Source organism: Bacillus sp. FDAARGOS_527 (assembly GCF_003812125.1).
Taxonomy (GTDB): Bacteria; Bacillota; Bacilli; order Bacillales; family Bacillaceae_G; genus Bacillus_A; species Bacillus_A paranthracis.
This window is the reverse complement of record NZ_CP033795.1, coordinates 3,000,147-3,019,973: the sequence shown is the minus strand read 5'-3', so window position 1 is coordinate 3,019,973 and position 19,827 is coordinate 3,000,147. Positions and strand designations below refer to the sequence as shown.

Genomic DNA, 19,827 nt, shown 5'->3' with positions numbered 1-19,827 from the left:
TATATAATAAAAGAAAATGGCGATTTGTATAGTATGCTGCCTTTGTAGGCAAGTTAAATGAGTCGTTCTTTCATAGTATTTCGTTCTCTAGTCGTGAAATATGCGTTTAGAGGAGGAGATACATTCAACATAATTAATTGGAAAAAGAGTAGGTGCAACAATGTTTAATCACGTAACAGTGCTTTTGAAGGAAACAGTAGATGGCTTAGATATAAAGCCAGGTGGTACATATGTAGATTGTACACTGGGGGGAGGAGGACATAGTTCTTATTTATTATCCCAATTAACTGAAGGCGGAAGATTAATCGCGTTTGATCAAGATGAGATAGCAATTCAAAATGCGAAAGAAAAATTCTCTTCATACGGTGAGCAGTTCATAACAGTAAGGAGTAATTTCCGTTACCTATCTGAAAAACTACAGGAATTAGGTATAACAGAAGTAGACGGTATTTTATTTGATTTAGGTGTTTCATCCCCGCAATTAGATACACCAGAGCGTGGCTTTAGTTACCATCATGATGCACCGTTAGATATGCGAATGGATCAAGATGCCCCATTAACAGCCTATGATGTTGTAAATAGTTGGTCATATGAACAACTTGTAAGAATTTTCTTCCAGTATGGCGAAGAGAAATTTTCAAAACAAATAGCAAGAAAAATTGAAGCGTATCGTGAGAATAAAGCTATTGAAACGACAGGGGAATTAGTAGAACTAATTAAAGAGGGTATTCCAGCTCCTGCTCGTAGAACGGGTGGACATCCTGCGAAGCGAGTGTTCCAAGCGATCCGTATTGCGGTAAATGATGAATTGAAAGTATTTGAAGAAGCGTTGGAATCTGCAATTGAGATGGTCAAGCCAGGCGGAAGAGTTAGCGTTATAACATTCCATTCTTTAGAAGACCGTATTTGTAAAACGACGTTTAAGCGAAATAGTACAACGCCACAATTGCCACCAGGATTACCAATTATTCCTGATGAATTTAAGCCAAAATTAAAGCTTATTACAAGAAAACCGATTTTACCTTCTGATATAGAGTTAGAAGAAAATAATCGAGCGCGTTCTGCGAAATTGAGAATCGCTGAAAAACGATAAAAAGGGGAGAGAGGTATGAGTAACTTAGCTGTAAAGTACAAGCAACAAGCGCAAGAAGAGGTTCAGATTCAAACGCCCCCACAGCAGATGGTTCAGCCGAAAGCTAAAGCGAAGATTACAAGAATCGAAAAACTGTTGTATGTAGCGTTTATTGGCTTTTTATTGTATGCCTGTGTAGCGTTTATTGGAAATAAAGCAGGCCTTTATCAAGTTAATGTAGAAGCTGCGACAATAGAACAAAAAATTGTACAGCAGCAAAAAGAAAATCAAGAGTTACAGGCTGAAGTAGAGAAGTTAAGTCGTTATGAACGAATCGCTGAAGTTGCAAAAAAACACGGGCTAGAAATTAATGCGAATAATGTGAAAGGCCTCAAATAAGGCAATAGGTGTGAAGGGAAAATGAAGAGAAATATGACTAAATTTCATACCAATAAGGGAGCAGGGTATTTTATGATTTTATTCCTCCTGCTCTTTTTGCTGTTATTAGCCCGATTTTTTTACATACAAGCAACAGGATCAGTTCATAATCAAGATTTGAATGAACTTGCTAAGCAAAAACATAGTAAAACAGGAGTTCTAGAAGCAAATCGCGGGACGATTTATGATCAAAACGGTCATGTATTAGCGCAAGATGCAAACTCTTATAAACTTGTAGCAGAATTAAAAGGTGCGAATCCGGTTGAGAATAAAGAGGATACTGCAAAGAAAATTGCGGGAGTGCTCGGAAAAGATGAAGAGAAGATTTTAGCTACATTAAATAAAAAAGATAAAAGTCAAGTTGAATTTGGAACGCTAGGTAAAGATTTGACAAAAGAACAGAAGGAACAAATCGAAGCATTGAAATTGCCAGGTATATCATTTATTACTGAAAATGCAAGAGTGTATCCAAACGGTGATTTTGCATCTTACGTCATAGGACATGCAAAACCAAATGATAAAGGAACCTCAGTAGGTTATTTTGGTTTAGAACAAAGCTTAGATAAATATTTAAGTGCTTCTAACGGAGAAGTAGCTTATACAGGCGATCGTAGAGGCGTATCTCTTGATGGCGGGAAAGTGAATGTAAAGGCACCTAAAAATGGAGAAAATGTATATTTAACGCTTGACCAACGTATTCAAAGTTATTTAGAAGACGCAATGAAAGAAGCGAGTAAACATTATGAACCAAAAAGCTTAATAGGAATCGTTGCGGATCCAAAAACAGGGAAAATATTAGCGATGTCTACTAAACCTAGTTATGATCCAAATGATCGTCAAATTAAATATTTTTTCAATGATGCAATTGCAAATGCATTTGAACCTGGATCAACAATGAAAATTTTCACGCTAGCAGCAGCTATTAATGAAGGTGTGTATAAGGGACAAGATTATTATCAGTCTGGTACATATCCAGTCGGGAACCGAAAAATAAAAGATCATAATGGCGGTGCTGGATGGGGATCTATCACATTTGATGAAGGTGTAGAGCGCTCTTCCAATGTAGCGTTTGCTATTTTAGGTGATCAAAAACTTGGTCCAGACCGTTTCCGAAAATATATCCATGCTTTCGGATTAGATGAAAAAACGAATATTGATTTACCTGATGAAGGTTCAAATACCATTTTATTCGATCAGCAAATACAGCAAGTAACAACAGCTTTTGGACAAGGCTCCACTGTAACACCAATTCAGCTTGTACAAGCTGCAACGGCTATTGCGAACGATGGGAAAATGATGAAACCTTATACAATTGATAAAATTGTAGATCCGATAACAGGGGAAGTAAAATTAGAACATAAGCCAGAAGAAGTGGGCAAACCGGTTACAAAAGAGACAGCAGCGCAAGTAAGACAGTTATTAGAACGCGTTGTTACATCTCCGAAAGGAACAGGAACTGCTTATAAAGTCGATGGCTATTCAGTTGGTGGTAAAACAGGAACAGCGCAAATTCCGGATGGAAAAGGAGGCTATATGACGGGAAGAGAGAATTATATATTCTCATTCTTAGGTATGGCACCTATGGACGATCCGCAACTTGTTGTGTATGTAGCTGTTAAACAGCCCAAATTGAAAGATGATGAGAGCGGCGCACAACCTTTAGCTGATATTTTTAAATATGTAACGAAGAATAGTTTAGAGTATTTAAAGATTAAGCCTAATGAAGTGAAAGATCCGAAGAAATATGTGAAAGAGCAACAAACTGCTGTTCCAGATGTAACCGGAAAAACGATGGAAGAAGCGAAAAAGGCTATTGATAAAGCAAAACTTCGTCCGATCGTATTAGGTGAAGGGAAAGTACAGCAACAAGTACCGAAAGCAACCGAACAAACATTGAAGGGTGACCGGGTCTTCTTAGTGGGAGATAAACCTACAATGCCAAATATACAAGGCTGGGCACTTCGTGATGTTATGAATTTAGCAAAAACATTAAAGCTTAATCTAAAACCTACTGGTACAGGATACGTAACCGAACAAAGTGTACCAGAAGGAACATTGTTGCAACCTGGTACAGAGTTAGGTGTTACACTTGTACCGCCACTTGAACCGCAACAAGAAGCAGAAAAACCGTAATGGTAAAAGAGAAGATGTTCTAATTAAATAGGTACAAGCATATATTGGAACAAGCTAGGCGTAAGGGAGGCTTGTTCCAATATGCGTGTATCAAATGTAACAGTTAGAAAACGACTTATTTTTATACTCATATCAGGTATACTTATTTTCACTATCATCGATATTCGTCTTGGATATGTGCAATTTTTTCTTGGAAATATGTTAACGGATCGTGCGAAAGATTCATGGAGTCGTAATATTACTTTTGAACCTGAACGTGGGAAGATTTTGGACCGAAATGGTGTGGAACTTGCTACGAATAAAAGTGCTCCAACTGTCTTTGTTGTACCGAGGCAAATTGAAAAACCGGCAGAGACTGCAGAGAAGTTAGCTGCAGTATTAGGTGTGGAAAAAGATGAGATTTATAAGAGAATTACAAAAAAAGAATCAATTGTACGGTTAGATAAAGGCGGAAGGAAAATATCACATGATAAGGCGAAAGAGGTAAGAGGATTAAGTTTGAAAGGTGTTTATATCGCAGAAGACTCTATCCGGTACTATCCATTTGGCAACTTTTTATCACACGTATTAGGGTTTGCAGGTAGTGATAACCAAGGTCTTATGGGACTAGAAAAATATTATGATAAAGAACTGAATGGTGATGAAGGTCATGTGCGCTTTTTTGCAGATGCAAAAGGACAAAGGATGCCTAATGTTGGCGATGATTTCAAAAAACCAGAAGCTGGTTTGAATTTAGGCTTAACAATTGATGCACGTATTAATAGAATTATGGAAAGAGAAATGAATATCGCAGAGTCGACATATAATCCAGATGGTATGATTGCGATTGCGATGAACCCGAAAAATGGTGAAATTTTAGGTATGTCGAGTCGGCCGAGTTTTGATCCGGCAGATTTTCAAAGTGTTTCTCCAGAAGTGTACAATAGAAATTTGCCAGTATGGAGTACGTATGAACCTGGTTCAACATTTAAAATCATTACGTTAGCCGCAGCTTTGAATGAAAATTTAGTAGACTTAGAGAAAGATACGTTTTATGATGATGGAGCAGCTGAAGTTGGTGGAGCAAGATTGAAATGCTGGAAAGCAGGAGGCCATGGTAGCCAAACGTTTTTAGAAGTAGTTCAAAACTCTTGTAACCCAGGATTTATTGAACTTGGTGATCGCCTTGGTAAAGACCGATTGTTTAAATACATTCGTAATTTTGGTTTTGGACAAAAAACCGGAATTGACCTGCAAGGTGAAGGTAGTGGGATTTTATTTAATTTAGACAAAGTCGGTCCAGTCGAGCAAGCAACAACTTCATTCGGTCAAGGTGTTTCTGTTACGCCAATTCAACAAGTGGCGGCGGTAGCAGCAGCTGTAAATGGTGGAACATTGTATCAACCGTATATAGCTAAAGAATTTATTGATCCGAAAAACAATCAAGTAGTAAGTAAAAAGACACCTGTGGAAAAAAGAAAAGTTATTTCCAAGGAAACTTCAGAAAAAGTTCGGTATGCATTAGAGAATGTTGTAGCAAAGGGATCTGGTAAAGGTGCTTTCATTGATGGATATCGTGTGGGCGGAAAAACAGGTACAGCTCAAAAAGTGAAAGATGGTAAATATTTAGAGAATAATTATATCGTATCTTTTATCGGTTTTGCTCCAGCAGATGATCCGGAAATTGTTGTATATGTTGCTGTTGATAATCCGAAAGGTGTAACGCAATTTGGTGGAGTAGTAGCAGCTCCAATTGTTGGGAATATTCTGCGGGATGCACTTCCTGTTATGGGAGTGAAACCGAGAAAAGAACAAGTTGAGAGAGAATATAAATGGGGCGATACACCAACTGTGGAAGTTCCAAATTTAATTGGTATGAAAAAGAAAGACTTACAGACGCAACTCGTTGATTTGAAGCTTGATATAAGCGGAGATGGAGAGAAAGTCATTAAACAGTCCCCAGAAGCAGGAGCTAAAGTGAAAGAAGGCTCAAAAATTAGAATTTACTTCGGGAATTAAAGGTAACCTAGTACGTTTTATGGTACAATTGGTGGAAGTGAGTTCTTTATAGAAGAGTTACTTAATTTGAGACCGCAAGAGTCTCGGTTATAAATAGGTCTATTTATTAGACACAGTAGCACTTACCTCCTATTTTACATAATTAGGAGGTAACGTGTTGCTTATTAATAAAAGAGATAAATACACAATGTAGAGAGGGTTTAGTGAAATGAAGTTGCATACACTTGTATCATGTTTGCATGATTTTCCAGTTGTTCCAAAAGAAAATCCAGAAATCACATCTATAGAAGCTGATTCACGTAAAGTGAAAGAAGGAAGCTTATTTGTATGTATGAAAGGATATACGGTTGATAGCCATGATTTTGCTAAGCAAGCAGCGGCACAAGGAGCGGCTGCTATTGTTGCGGAAAGACCAATTGATGTTGACGTTCCAGTTGTACTTGTGAAAAATACTTTTCGTTCGTTAGCGGTTTTAGCTGATTATTTTTATGGTCAACCAACACACAAGTTACATTTAATCGGTATTACAGGTACAAATGGAAAGACAACAACATCGCATATTATGGATGAGATTATGCGCGCACATGGTCATAAAACGGGGCTAATTGGAACGATTAATATGAAAATCGGTGATGAAACATTTGAGGTGAAAAATACAACACCAGATGCACTAACACTTCAACAGACGTTTGCAAAAATGGTTGAACACGGTGTGGATAGCACAGTAATGGAAGTTTCGTCACATGCTTTAGATCTTGGTCGTGTACACGGATGTGATTACGATGTCGCAGTGTTTACAAATTTAACACAAGATCATTTAGACTATCATAAAACGATGGAAGAATATAAACATGCAAAAGGGTTGCTATTTGCGCAACTTGGCAATAGTTATAATCATAATCGTGAAAAATACGCGGTATTGAATAACGATGATGCTGTAACAGCGGAATATATGAGAAGTACTGCAGCAACTGTTGTAACGTATGGAATTGATACAACAAGTGATGTTATGGCAAAAGATATCGTTATGACAAGTGGTGGAACTACATTTACGCTTGTAACACCGTATGAGAGTGTAAATGTTACGATGAAATTAATTGGGAAATTTAATGTATATAACGTACTAGCTGCGACAGCGGCAGGACTTGTTTCTGGTGTAAGTTTAGAAACAATTATTGATGTAATAAAGAAACTAGCTGGAGTTCCAGGACGTTTTGAAGTAGTTGATGGTGGACAAAATTATACAGTTATTGTTGATTATGCACATACACCAGATAGCTTAGAAAATGTATTAAAAACAGCAAAACAGTTTGCAAAAGGTGACGTATATTGCATCGTCGGTTGTGGCGGTGATAGAGATAGAACGAAGAGACCAATCATGGCAAGTGTTGCAACACGATATGCAACTCACGCCATTTACACTTCAGATAATCCAAGAAGTGAAGAGCCAGGAGCTATTTTAGATGATATGGTACATGGTGCAATTGGAAATAATTATGAAGTAATTATTGATAGAAAAGAAGCGATATACCATGCAATTGCTAACGCAAAAGCTGAAGATATTATCATTATTGCTGGTAAGGGTCATGAAACATATCAAATTATTGGTAAAGATGTTCATCATTTTGATGATCGTGAAATCGCTAAAGAAGCAATTACAGAGCGTTTAAACAACGAAGAGTAACAACGTGAGAGGAGGACTACATGTGCTTGAGCAAGGTTTATTAGTAACGGCTGGGGTAGCATTCTTAATTTCTGTTGCCCTTTCGCCATTGTTTATTCCATTTTTAAGAAAATTAAAGTTCGGACAGAGTATTCGTGATGAGGGACCAAAATCACATCAAAAAAAATCAGGGACACCGACAATGGGTGGTATCGTCATATACGTATCTATGATGGTAACTTCACTTATTATGGCGATTAAGTTTAATCATTTAGGTGCAGAGGTATCGTTATTACTATTAGTGACATTTGGTTACGGATTGATTGGATTTTTAGATGACTACATAAAGGTAGTTAAGAAGAGAAATCTTGGTTTAACATCAAAACAAAAATTAGTAGGTCAGCTTGTTATTGCTATTGCGTTCTTTTTAATTGGAAAAGGGCAAGCGTTCCACACATACATCATGATTCCGGGAACGGATGTTAAGTTTGAATTAGGTTGGGCGTATTTTGTACTTGTACTATTTATGCTTATTGGTGGATCAAATGCAGTTAACTTAACTGACGGTTTAGATGGTTTATTATCAGGAACTGCTGCTATTGCATTTGGAGCATTTAGTATTATTGCTGTGGCACAAGAGCAATTTGGAGTAGCGATATTCTGTATGGCAGTTGTAGGAGCTGTACTTGGATTTTTAGTATTCAATGCGAATCCAGCAAAAGTGTTTATGGGAGATACAGGTTCATTAGCTTTAGGTGGAGCCATTGCAGCTGTAGCAATTTTATTAAAACAAGAATTGCTACTTGTAATCATTGGCGGAGTATTCGTAATGGAAACTTTATCGGTTATTATTCAGGTCATTTCATTTAAAACAACAGGAAAACGTGTCTTTAAAATGAGTCCACTACACCATCATTATGAATTATGTGGTTGGTCAGAGTGGCGTGTCGTTGTGACGTTTTGGTCTGTAGGATTTTTATTAGCTGTGTTAGGAATTTATATCGGGGTGTGGATGTAATTGAAAACTGTAACTGAATTTCAAAATAAAAATATTCTTGTATTAGGCATTGCAAAAAGTGGTTATGCAGCAGCTACATTGTTACAAAAGTTAGGGGCAAATGTTATTGTAAATGACGGAAAGCCTTTAGCAGAGAATGTACTTGCTGCAGAATTACAAGCAAAAGGAATGGATGTTGTATGCGGTGGTCATCCTTTAGAATTATTAGAGAGAAATATTTCTCTTGTAGTAAAAAATCCAGGAATCCCGTATTCTAATCCAATATTAGTTGCTGCGAAAGAAAAGCAAATTCCAATTGTTACGGAAGTTGAATTAGCATATCGTATTTCAGAAGCACCATTTGTTGGGATTACGGGGTCTAACGGTAAAACGACGACGACAATGCTTACATTTGAAATGCTAAAAGAAGGACAAAAGCATCCCGTAATTGCAGGGAACATTGGAACTGTAGCGTGTGAAGTTGCACAGGATGCGAAAGAAAATGAAGTTGTAGTTACAGAACTTTCATCGTTCCAATTGATGGGAGTAGAATTGTTCCAACCTAAAATTGCTGCGTTTTTAAATTTATTTGAGGCCCACTTAGATTATCATGGGACGAAGAAAGAATATGGTTTAGCAAAAGCGAATATTTTTAAAAACCAAACAGAAAATGATTATAGTGTAATAAATGCAGATGATGCAGATGTGATGGCTTTATCTGCTTATAGTAAAGGTCAAAAAGTACTGTTCTCAACAACGAAAGAAATTGAAGATGGTGCGTGTATAAAAGATAATGCTCTTTATTTTAAAGGTGAAAAAGTTGTTGAAGTAGGCGATATCGTTTTACCTGGTCAACATAATTTAGAAAATATTTTAGCAGCGATGAGTATCGCAAAATTATTGGGTGTTTCTAATAAAGCAATTACGGCAGTTTTAAAACGTTTTACAGGTGTAAAACATCGTTTAGAATATGTAACAACTATAAACAACCGTAAGTTTTATAATGACTCAAAAGCAACGAATATGTTAGCGACAGAGAAAGCTTTATCTGCGTTTACACAACCGACTGTGTTATTAGCAGGTGGGCTGGATCGTGGAAATGAATTCGATGATTTAATTCCGTATTTCAAAAATGTTAAAGCGATTGTAACATTTGGACAAACAGCTCCAAAATTAGTAAGAGCTGCAGAAAAAGCGGGATTAGATACAATTGAAAGTGTCGATACTTTAGATGAAGCTGTAGTGAAAGCTTATGCTCATTCTACAGATGGCGATGTAATTCTTCTTTCTCCAGCATGTGCAAGCTGGGATCAATTTAAAACATTTGAAGAAAGAGGAGACATTTTTATACAAGCTGTGCATAAACTTATATAAAGTAAATCAAAACATCAGTAGGCTAACACCTACTGATGTTTTGTTACATAGGGCAAAAGTTTCTGCCTAAAGAGGTGGTGTTTATGGGTAATGAAGAAAACGCCTGATTTTATTCTCATCATCGTTACACTTGCGTTGTTAACAATCGGAATGATTATGGTTTATAGTGCGAGTGCGGTTTGGGCCTCTTATAAAATGGGGGACTCATTCTTTTTTGCAAAAAGGCAATTGCTATTCGCAGGTCTTGGTGTAGTGGCTATGTTTTTTATTATGAAAATTGATTATTGGGTGTGGCGTACGTATTCAAAAGTAATTTTGCTAGTTTGCTTCATTCTTCTTATTCTCGTTCTTATTCCTGGAGTAGGTCTTGTTCGAGGAGGAGCGCGAAGTTGGATTGGAATCGGGGCATTTTCCATTCAACCGTCCGAATTTATGAAGTTTGCGATGATTATTTTCTTAGCGAAATTTTTAGCGGAACGACAAAAATTAATTACCTCTTTTAAACGTGGTTTACTACCAGCTTTAGGTTTTGTATTTCTTGCTTTCGGAATGATTATGTTACAGCCCGACCTTGGTACAGGGACGGTAATGGTTGGGACATGTATCATTATGATATTTATCTCAGGAGCAAGAGTCTTTCACTTTGCAATGTTTGGTTTGCTTGGTGTAGCAGGATTTGTAGGGCTAATTGCATCAGCACCGTATCGGATGAAACGTATTACATCATATTTAGACCCGTGGTCAGATCCGCTTGGAAGTGGATTTCAAATTATTCAATCGTTACTCGCAATTGGACCAGGTGGATTATTCGGGCTTGGACTTGGACAAAGTAGACAAAAGTTTCTTTATTTACCTGAACCGCAAACAGACTTTATATTTGCAATCTTATCCGAGGAATTAGGTTTTATTGGTGGTTCATTTGTGTTATTATTATTTAGTCTATTATTATGGCGTGGGATTCGTATAGCTTTAGGAGCGCCAGATTTATATGGTACGTTTTTAGCAGTAGGTATTGTGGCGATGATTGCGATTCAAGTAATGATTAATGTTGGTGTTGTAACAGGATTGATGCCTGTTACGGGTATTACTTTGCCGTTTTTAAGTTATGGTGGATCAAGTTTGACATTAATGTTAATGGCAGTAGGTGTATTATTAAATATAAGTCGCCATTCTCGCTACTAAACCCTGTTTATAAGACAGGGTTTTTCGTATGTGTACGAAGAAACAATATGTATATAGAAATAAATACGACTGTAATAAGAAAAAGAGAAGCGGAGGAGTTAGTAGTGCGTGTATTAGTAAGTGGTGGGGGCACTGGAGGTCATATTTATCCGGCTCTTGCTTTAATAAGAGAAATAAAAAAATTAAATCCGGAAGCAAGGTTTTTATATATTGGTACGGAGAATGGATTAGAGAGCACAATCGTGCCAAAAGCAGGTATACCGTTTCAATCTATTGTTATAAGTGGATTTAAACGTAAAATATCGTTAGATAACGTGAAAACGGTGATGCGTTTTCTAAAAGGTGTACAAGATAGTAAACGATATATTCGTCGTTTTAATCCAGATATTGTAATTGGAACAGGTGGATATGTATGTGGACCTGTTGTATATGCTGCGGCAAAATTAGGTATTCCAACTATTGTACATGAACAAAATAGTGTACCCGGTGTAACGAATAAATTTTTAAGCCGCTATGTTGATAAAGTTGCAGTTTGTTTTGAAGCGGCTGCAGAACATTTTCCGCAGTCAAAAGTGGTCATGACAGGAAACCCACGAGCGTCAGAAGTAATGGATCAAAATGGAATGAAAGGAAAACGTTCAGTAGGTTTATCTCTTCCTAAAAAATCCGTGCTTATTTTTGGTGGCAGCCGTGGTGCTAGACCAATTAACGATGCTTTCGTAGAGGCAATTGAACAGTTTGGAAATAAAAGTTACGAAATATTGTATGTAACAGGTGAAGTTCATTACGACAAAGTGATGGATGCAGTGAAGCAAAAAGGGAACCCGAATAATGTTATTATTAAACCTTTCATTCATAATATGCCAGAAGTACTTACAGGTGTAGACCTTGTTGTCTCAAGAGCTGGAGCAACAACACTTGCAGAATTAACAGCGTTAGGTAAGCCAAGTGTGTTAATTCCGAGTCCTTATGTAACAAATAACCATCAGGAAAAAAATGCACGTTCTGTTGTCGATAAAGGAGCAGCAAAAATGTTGCTTGAAAAAGATTTAACAGCTGAAACACTTATTCGTGATATTGACGAGATTTTATTAGATGCACAAACATTACAAAATATGAAGCTTGCTGCTGGGCAATTAGGTATTCCAGATGCAGCAAATAAGTTGTATGAAGTAATGAATAAGCTTGTAAAAAAATAACGTTAGGTGAACGCCCTGCATACTACTGTAATAAGGATGCTTAGTATGGGGGAGATTGTTTATGGAGCAATTAGTAAATGAGCTTATAGAAGCAAATGTTGGTCGCGTGTTAGTGGATGAACCGTTAGCACGTTATACAACTATGAAAATAGGTGGACCAGCTGATATTTTAATTGTGCCAAAGCATGTTGCCGGTATTGAAAAAACGTTGCAGTTAGTAAAGAAATATAAAACAAAGTGGACTGTAATTGGTCGCGGTTCGAACCTTCTTGTATCTGATCTAGGTATAGAAGGTGTCGTTATTCGTTTAGGAGAAGGATTAGACCAATTAGAAGTCGAAAAACATAGAGTAAGAGTTGGTGGTGGGTATCCCCTAATTAAATTATCAACTTTACTTAGTCGGCAAGGGTTAGCCGGTCTGGAGTTCGCAAGTGGTATTCCAGGAAGTGTTGGCGGTGCAGTGTATATGAATGCAGGAGCACATAATTCGGATATATCAAACATATTATCAAAAGCTCTTATTTTGTTTGAAGACGGAACAATTGACTGGTTAACGCATGGAGAAATGGAGTTTTCCTATCGTACATCTGTATTGCAAACGAAACGTCCTGGTATTGTTTTGGAGGCTGAGTTTCAATTACAAATAGGTGAGCGTGAGAGAATTGTAAGTGTTATGCAAAAGAATAAAGATTACCGTCGTGAAACACAGCCATGGAATCACCCTTGTGCAGGAAGTGTGTTTCGGAATCCAATTCCATACTTTGCAGGAGATTTAATAGAGAAGGCGGGGCTTCGGGGTTATCAAATAGGTGGAGCTCAAATTTCTGAAATGCATGGGAATTTTATTATTAATACTGGGGGAGCCAGCGCGCAAGATGTCTTATCTTTAATTGCATTAGTAAAACAAACAATCAAGGATAAATTTAGCGTAGAAATGCATACAGAAGTAGAAATCATTGGAAGATAACGGTTATTCGTTCCGCTCATTATCATTTATGTTATAATAAGAAGATAAGAACGGCATGAGGAACATGCCGTTCTTTATGTTACGTAGGGGGATCGTACATGAAAAATAGTAAAGTGATTAAACTACAGGATCGTGTACCAAAGTTAAAAAATCAACAGAAAAAAAAGAAGAAAAATGTTAATCATCGGTTGATTTTATACATATCAATTTTATTTCTATTAGTTCTCTTTTTAATTTATTTTCGGTCTCCGCTTAGCAATATAAAAAAGATAAGTGTGTTTGGAAATCATTATATGACAGATGAACAAGTGATGAAGGAATCAGGTGTGACGTATGATACAAGTTATTTCCGGGTGACAGCACATAAAGCTGAAGAAAATTTAACGAAACGAAAAGAAATTAAAGCAGTAAATGTAAAGAAACGTTTTCCAAATAAAATTGACGTTCATATTGAAGAATATTTAACAATTGGTTATATAAACAAAGAAGGGAAATTACAACCGTTATTAGAGAATGGGAAAACACTTGATGTACTCCCGAACGGAAAACTTCCTGTTGCAGCGCCAATTTTTGAACCTTTTAAAGAGGAAAAAATGAAGGAGTTAATTGCTGAGCTTGAAAAATTAACCCCAACTATTTTAAGGTCTATTTCTGAAATTCGTTATTCACCGACGAATGCGAATGAAGACCACCTTACTTTATATATGAATGAAGGGTATGAAGTGAGCACTACGATTCAAAATTTCGCAAAACGTATGGAAGCTTATCCACTTATCTTAAAAACAATTGAGCCGGGTAAAAAGGTATTAATTGACTTAGAAGTAGGGGCATATACGAAAGAATTAGGGGCGGAAGAAAAAAAAGAATAGAAAGATAGTGTTCGCTACGTTATTGTAGAAAAAACGAAACAAATGTTCTGTTGGATGTGCCTGAATTTACAAGAATGGTTCATTTGATGAAAAAGATGTAAAAATTCTTAGATTCATACTAGGATTGGTACAAGTTTCACTTTTCTATGAGTACATCTTAGTGTAGACTTATACTTGGCGGTAATCTTTACACTTGAAATGGAATTATTTCAAGATAAGCAGTTATTCACAGTTTACTGCGATATTCTTAAATGAATGTTAAATAAAAATAAGAAAAATATAGGGTTAAAAAAGGGAAACGTATAAAGACGTTGAATATTTTTCTTATAAATAGTAAAGTTGCGATTGTTGTTCCATATATTGAGTTGTATGGTATAAATAAAGAAGGAGGTGCCAAAGAATGAACAGCAATGAAATATATGTTAGTCTTGACATCGGTACATCCAATGTTAAAGTCATCATTGGTGAAATGGTTAATGACAGCTTAAACATTATTGGTGTTGGAAATGTAAAATCAAATGGTTTAAAGAAGGGATCGATAGTTGATATAGACGAGACTGTTCGATCAATTAAAAAAGCAATTGAACAAGCTGAGCGCATGGTGGGAATCCACATTGAGCAAGTTGTAGTGGGTGTCAATGCAAACCAGGTACAGCTACTTCCTTGTCACGGAGTAGTCGCTGTTTCAAATGAAGATCGTGAAATCGGGAATGAAGATGTCTTACGCGTTCTAGATGCAGCACAAGTTGTGTCAATTGCTCCAGAACGTGAGTTTATTGATGTGGTACCTCGACAGTTCATTGTAGACGGTCTTGACGAGATTAACGATCCACGCGGGATGATCGGTGTAAGATTAGAAATGGAAGGTACACTTATTACAGGCTCGAGAACTTTACTACATAACCTACTTCGTTGTGTAGAAAAAGCAGGTCTTGAAATTGTTGATATTTGTCTTCAACCTTTAGCGGCTGCAACAGTTGCTATATCTTCGGATGAAAAAAATAGAGGAGTAGCCCTTGTTGATATGGGCGGAGGATCTACAACTTTATCTATTTTTAAAGATGGAGAGTTACAAGCGACGAGCGTATTACCATTAGGTGGAGACCATATAACGAAGGATATTGCAATTGGGTTGAAAACTTCAACAGAAAATGCAGATCAAATTAAGTTGAAATATGGACATGCTTTTTATGATACAGCATCTGAAGAAGAGATGTTTACGGTTCCTATTATGGGAAGCGACCAAACAGAACAATATTCTCAGTTGGAATTATCGGATATAATAGAGGCTCGTGTAGAGGAAATTTTAATGTTTGTTCAAGATGAAGTGCGTAAGTTAGGAGTAAAGCAAGTAGCTTCTGGTTATGTACTAACTGGTGGAATTGCTTCTATGCCAGGTGTCCTTGATCTTGCATATGATATTTTACATGAAAATGTTCGTATAGCAACTCCTGATTATATTGGTGTGCGTGAGCCACAATATACAAGTGGAGTAGGATTAATTAAACATTCTTATCAAAAAGCTAAATTACGTGGGAAAAATGTACAGGAAAAGCAAGAGCATTTTGAACCAGTACCAGCACAAGCTCCGGCGCCGGTACAACAGCAACCTGCGAAACAAAAAACTCGTAATCAAAACAATAATAATCAAAATGATGACCGTATGATGTCAAAAGTAAAACGTGTATTCCGTTATTTATGGGATTAAAATTGGACACGAAAAATGAGGTTCTAGGGGGATTTCGACATGTTAGAGTTTGATACTACTCAAGATCAATTAGCGAATATAAAAGTTATCGGTGTCGGCGGTGGCGGAAATAATGCTGTAAACCGTATGATTGAACACGGTGTACAAGGTGTAGACTTTATCGCTGTGAATACTGATGCACAAGCATTAAATCTATCAAAAGCTGAAACGAAAATGCAAATTGGTGGAAAATTAACACGTGGACTTGGTGCAGGTGCAAACCCTGAAGTAGGGAAAAAAGCTGCAGAAGAAAGTAAAGAACAGATCCAAGAAGCACTTCGTGGTGCTGATATGGTATTCGTAACTGCTGGTATGGGCGGTGGAACTGGAACTGGTGCAGCGCCAGTTGTTGCTCAAGTGGCAAAAGAATTAGGTGCATTAACAGTTGGTGTTGTAACACGTCCATTTACATTTGAAGGACGTAAGCGTGCAACACAAGCGGCATCTGGTATTGCGGCATTTAAAGAAAATGTAGATACACTTATTGTAATTCCAAACGATCGCTTATTAGAGATTGTTGATAAAAACACGCCAATGTTAGAGGCATTCCGTGAAGCGGATAACGTATTACGTCAAGGTGTTCAAGGTATTTCTGATTTAATTGCAACACCAGGTTTAATTAACTTAGACTTCGCAGACGTAAAAACAATTATGTCTAATAGAGGTTCTGCTTTAATGGGTATTGGTTCTGGTAATGGAGAAAATCGTGCTGCTGAAGCTGCGAAAAAAGCGATTTCTAGTCCATTATTAGAAACATCTATTGATGGAGCTCAAGGTGTTATCATGAATATTACTGGTGGAGCTAACTTAAGCTTATATGAAGTACAAGAAGCGGCAGATATTGTAGCTTCAGCTTCAGATCCAGAAGTAAATATGATCTTCGGTTCGGTTATTAATGAAGGATTAAAAGATGATATCGTTGTAACTGTAATTGCAACTGGTTTTGATGATACGATTGCAACTCAACCACCAAAACCAATTATCCGTCCGAATGTGAATCACACGCAACAACAGCAACAGCCAGTAGCTCAACCTCCAAAACAACGTGAAGTAAAACGTGAAATGAAGCGTGAAGAGCCAGTTGTACATGAGCGTCATTCAGATTCAGATGATATCGATATTCCAGCATTCTTACGTAATCGTCGTAGACGATAAAAGAAAAGGAGCATTTATGCTCCTTTTTTGTTTTATACAGGGAAAAGATCTGCCTAAGCAGGTCTTTTTTTATTTTATATATTTTAATCTATTCCGCTATTTGCCGGATAACATGATTGGTGCGTGGTGATTAAAGTTTCACTTTATATGTAAGTAAAAAGTATATAGCATTCTATGAAACATTTACTTTTATTTTTTACCGACAGATTATGTCTAGAAAGCACAAAATAACAAAAAAACACCTCCGCAAATTGACACACTTTCCTATTGGATATGCATTATACTAGTCTCAACTTAAAAAAAGAGGTGAATTGTTTGGTTGTTTACGCCGACGTTGTTTGGTTGTTAAACGCCTGCATTGATTTTCTTTTACTTTTATTAACGGCTACCGTGTTAAAAAAGAAGATCAAAAGATGGAGGCTTGTGTTAGGGGCATTTATAGGTTCAACCATTGTTATTTTTGCCTTTACTCCTTTTGCTTCTATGATGACACATCCAATTATGAAACTACTGTACTCGTTACTTATTGTGTATACAGCATTTGGGTTTACAACATTTAGAAATTATGCACAAACTGTTTTTACTTTTTACTTTGTAACCTTTATGGTTGGCGGAGGATTAATGGGCACTCATTTCTTTTTGCAAACGAATGAAATGGTAAATGGGTTGGTTCAATCTCAATCAATTTCTTATGGTGACCCAATTAGTTGGTTGTTCGTTATTTTTGGTTTTCCAATCATTTATTATTTTTCTAAAAAGCGTATTGAAAGCGTAGAGGTTACAAAAATACACTATGATCAAATTGTGAAATTGAAAATTCAATTAGCTGAAGAGGAACTAGAACTCGCAGGTTTAATTGATAGTGGGAATCAACTTTACGACCCGTTAACGAAAACACCTGTTATGATTATGCATATTTCATCGTTAGAACATTGTTTACCAGCTTGGTTAACAGAACAAATTTATTCCAAAACACAGATTCCTCAAATACCAGAAAATGATTCTGGGTGGGCGACAAAATTACGCTTAATTCCTTTCCGAGCAGTAGGAGTAGAGAATCAATTTTTATGGGCAATTAAGCCAGAAAGTGTACAAATTTATCATGAAGGTAGTTCTATTGTCGTCAATAAAGTATTGATTGGATTAAATACACAACAGTTGTCAACCAATGGAGAGTATCAATGTATTGTGCATCCGAAAATGTTAATTTCGCAAAAAATGGTAATTGCTTAATAATGGGAGGCGGGATAATATGATGAAATTAAAATTTTATTTAGTATACTTTTGGTATAAAGTATTGTTGAAATTAGGAATTAAGACCGATGAAATTTATTACATTGGTGGAAGTGAAGCGTTACCACCGCCGTTAACGAAAGAAGAAGAGGAAGTTCTTTTGAATAAATTGCCAAAAGGAGATCAGGCAGCAAGGTCGTTACTGATTGAACGCAATTTACGGCTAGTTGTATATATAGCAAGAAAGTTTGAAAATACAGGGATAAATATTGAAGATTTAATTAGCATTGGAACAATTGGGCTTATTAAAGCGGTAAATACATTTAATCCAGAAAAGAAAATAAAATTAGCAACATATGCATCACGTTGTATAGAAAATGAAATTTTAATGCATTTGCGCCGGAATAATAAAAATCGTTCAGAAGTTTCTTTTGATGAACCGCTTAACATCGATTGGGACGGGAATGAACTTTTATTATCAGATGTATTAGGGACAGACGATGATATTATTACAAAAGATTTAGAGGCTACGGTTGATCGTCATCTTCTAATGAAAGCATTACATCAATTAAATGATCGTGAAAAACAAATTATGGAACTTCGGTTTGGGCTTGCTGGAGGAGAGGAAAAGACGCAAAAAGATGTAGCGGATATGCTTGGGATTTCACAGTCATACATTTCGCGTTTAGAAAAAAGAATCATAAAAAGATTAAGAAAAGAATTTAATAAAATGGTGTAAAGAATAAGACCAGCCGTTATGTAGGCTGGTCTTATTCTCTTTCGTTGTATGAGGAAGGACAACGAAAATGAAAAATGAAGAGAAAACCGCATGCATAAAATCCCCTTCAAAGGAAATACTTTACACTGTACAGCAACTCCCGATAGGAGGGAACACTTTGACGAGAAACAAAGTAGAAATTTGCGGTGTTGATACAGCTAAACTTCCCGTACTAAAAAATGATGAAATGCGTAAATTATTTCGTGAAATGCAAAGTGGAGAGATAAGCGCAAGAGAGAAATTAGTGAATGGAAACTTACGTCTTGTACTGAGCGTCATCCAAAGATTTAATAACAGAGGAGAATATGTTGACGATTTATTTCAAGTTGGTTGCATCGGACTTATGAAATCCATTGATAATTTTGATTTAGGCCAAAATGTAAAATTTTCAACGTATGCTGTGCCGATGATTATTGGGGAAATACGCAGATATTTGCGTGATAACAATCCGATTCGCGTATCTCGTTCATTACGAGATATTGCGTATAAAGCGTTACAAGTAAGAGAAAAGTTGATTGCAGAAAATTCAAAAGAACCAACAGCAATGGATATTGCAAAAGTGCTTGAAGTGACTCATGAAGAAATCGTTTTTGCTTTAGATGCAATTCAAGATCCAGTTTCATTATTTGAGCCGATTTATAACGATGGGGGGGATCCTATCTTTGTTATGGATCAGTTAAGTGATGAAAAACAAAAGGACGAGCAGTGGGTTGAAGAGTTAGCTCTAAAAGAAGGAATGAAGCGTTTAAATGATCGTGAGAAAATGATTATTCGAAAACGTTTCTTCCAAGGAAAAACACAAATGGAAGTTGCAGAAGAAATTGGGATTTCTCAAGCACAAGTGTCACGTTTAGAGAAATCAGCTATTAAACAAATGAATAAGACGATTCAAGGATAAGGTTTCACCATTTATGGTGAGACCTTTTTATATGTCATATAGTTTGTTTGCGCTCATAGTAGGATAGTTGTGTTCATATAATGAAAATAATATGAGGTTGGTAAGAGGGTGCTTCCTGTTCATT

Annotated in this window: 16 protein-coding genes; all 16 read left to right on the top strand. The window is 36.6% G+C overall.

Going from position 1 to position 19,827, the window contains the following annotated elements; translation table 11 throughout:
* The first annotated feature begins 160 nt into the window (after positions 1-160).
* The 16 genes from rsmH to sigG all read left to right on the top strand — a co-directional run bounded on the left by rsmH (position 161) and on the right by sigG (position 19,703).
* Positions 161-1,093, top strand: a complete 933-nt coding sequence (gene rsmH, locus EGX95_RS18005) for a 16S rRNA (cytosine(1402)-N(4))-methyltransferase RsmH (protein ID WP_000481790.1) — start codon at positions 161-163, stop codon at positions 1,091-1,093.
* Between the two features lie 15 nt (positions 1,094-1,108).
* Positions 1,109-1,471, top strand: coding sequence for a cell division protein FtsL (gene ftsL / locus EGX95_RS18000; RefSeq protein ID WP_000067081.1), 363 nt, complete (start codon positions 1,109-1,111; stop codon positions 1,469-1,471).
* Positions 1,472-1,543: 72 nt separating this feature from the next.
* The gene (locus tag EGX95_RS17995) at positions 1,544-3,643 is read left to right on the top strand and encodes a penicillin-binding protein (RefSeq protein ID WP_000600097.1); all 2,100 of its coding nucleotides are present in this window, start codon (positions 1,544-1,546) and stop codon (positions 3,641-3,643) included.
* Positions 3,644-3,724: 81 nt separating this feature from the next.
* A complete protein-coding gene (locus EGX95_RS17990) occupies positions 3,725-5,641 on the top strand; it encodes a stage V sporulation protein D (RefSeq protein WP_001266227.1) in 1,917 nt (638 codons plus the stop codon).
* A gap of 208 nt (positions 5,642-5,849) precedes the next feature.
* Positions 5,850-7,325, top strand: coding sequence for a UDP-N-acetylmuramoyl-L-alanyl-D-glutamate--2,6-diaminopimelate ligase (murE, locus tag EGX95_RS17985; protein ID WP_063246744.1), 1,476 nt, complete (start codon positions 5,850-5,852; stop codon positions 7,323-7,325).
* Positions 7,326-7,347: 22 nt separating this feature from the next.
* Positions 7,348-8,322, top strand: a complete 975-nt coding sequence (gene mraY, locus EGX95_RS17980; protein WP_000893058.1) for a phospho-N-acetylmuramoyl-pentapeptide-transferase — start codon at positions 7,348-7,350, stop codon at positions 8,320-8,322.
* Complete coding sequence (murD, locus tag EGX95_RS17975; protein ID WP_000860123.1) at positions 8,323-9,675, top strand: UDP-N-acetylmuramoyl-L-alanine--D-glutamate ligase; 1,353 nt, start codon at positions 8,323-8,325, stop codon at positions 9,673-9,675.
* A 90-nt stretch (positions 9,676-9,765) separates the two neighbouring features.
* On the top strand, positions 9,766-10,857 hold the full coding sequence (spoVE, locus tag EGX95_RS17970; protein WP_000753510.1) for a stage V sporulation protein E: 1,092 nt from the start codon (positions 9,766-9,768) through the stop codon (positions 10,855-10,857).
* A gap of 104 nt (positions 10,858-10,961) precedes the next feature.
* Positions 10,962-12,056, top strand: coding sequence for an undecaprenyldiphospho-muramoylpentapeptide beta-N-acetylglucosaminyltransferase (murG, locus tag EGX95_RS17965; protein WP_001265415.1), 1,095 nt, complete (start codon positions 10,962-10,964; stop codon positions 12,054-12,056).
* A gap of 61 nt (positions 12,057-12,117) precedes the next feature.
* Positions 12,118-13,023 carry a UDP-N-acetylmuramate dehydrogenase gene (gene murB, locus EGX95_RS17960; protein ID WP_000437043.1) on the top strand — a complete coding sequence of 302 codons (906 nt, stop codon included), beginning with the start codon at positions 12,118-12,120 and terminating at the stop codon, positions 13,021-13,023.
* Between the two features lie 98 nt (positions 13,024-13,121).
* Positions 13,122-13,892, top strand: a complete 771-nt coding sequence (gene divIB, locus EGX95_RS17955; RefSeq protein WP_000798230.1) for a cell division protein DivIB — start codon at positions 13,122-13,124, stop codon at positions 13,890-13,892.
* A 400-nt stretch (positions 13,893-14,292) separates the two neighbouring features.
* On the top strand, positions 14,293-15,600 hold the full coding sequence (gene ftsA / locus EGX95_RS17950; protein WP_001087555.1) for a cell division protein FtsA: 1,308 nt from the start codon (positions 14,293-14,295) through the stop codon (positions 15,598-15,600).
* A 39-nt stretch (positions 15,601-15,639) separates the two neighbouring features.
* Positions 15,640-16,794, top strand: coding sequence for a cell division protein FtsZ (gene ftsZ, locus EGX95_RS17945; protein WP_000888991.1), 1,155 nt, complete (start codon positions 15,640-15,642; stop codon positions 16,792-16,794).
* A 315-nt stretch (positions 16,795-17,109) separates the two neighbouring features.
* Complete coding sequence (gene spoIIGA / locus EGX95_RS17940) at positions 17,110-18,027, top strand: sigma-E processing peptidase SpoIIGA (protein WP_000261978.1); 918 nt, start codon at positions 17,110-17,112, stop codon at positions 18,025-18,027.
* A 19-nt stretch (positions 18,028-18,046) separates the two neighbouring features.
* A complete protein-coding gene (gene sigE / locus EGX95_RS17935) occupies positions 18,047-18,766 on the top strand; it encodes an RNA polymerase sporulation sigma factor SigE (RefSeq protein ID WP_123805691.1) in 720 nt (239 codons plus the stop codon).
* 157 nt (positions 18,767-18,923) lie between these two features.
* Positions 18,924-19,703, top strand: coding sequence for an RNA polymerase sporulation sigma factor SigG (gene sigG / locus EGX95_RS17930; protein ID WP_000197753.1), 780 nt, complete (start codon positions 18,924-18,926; stop codon positions 19,701-19,703).
* Positions 19,704-19,827 lie beyond the last annotated feature (124 nt).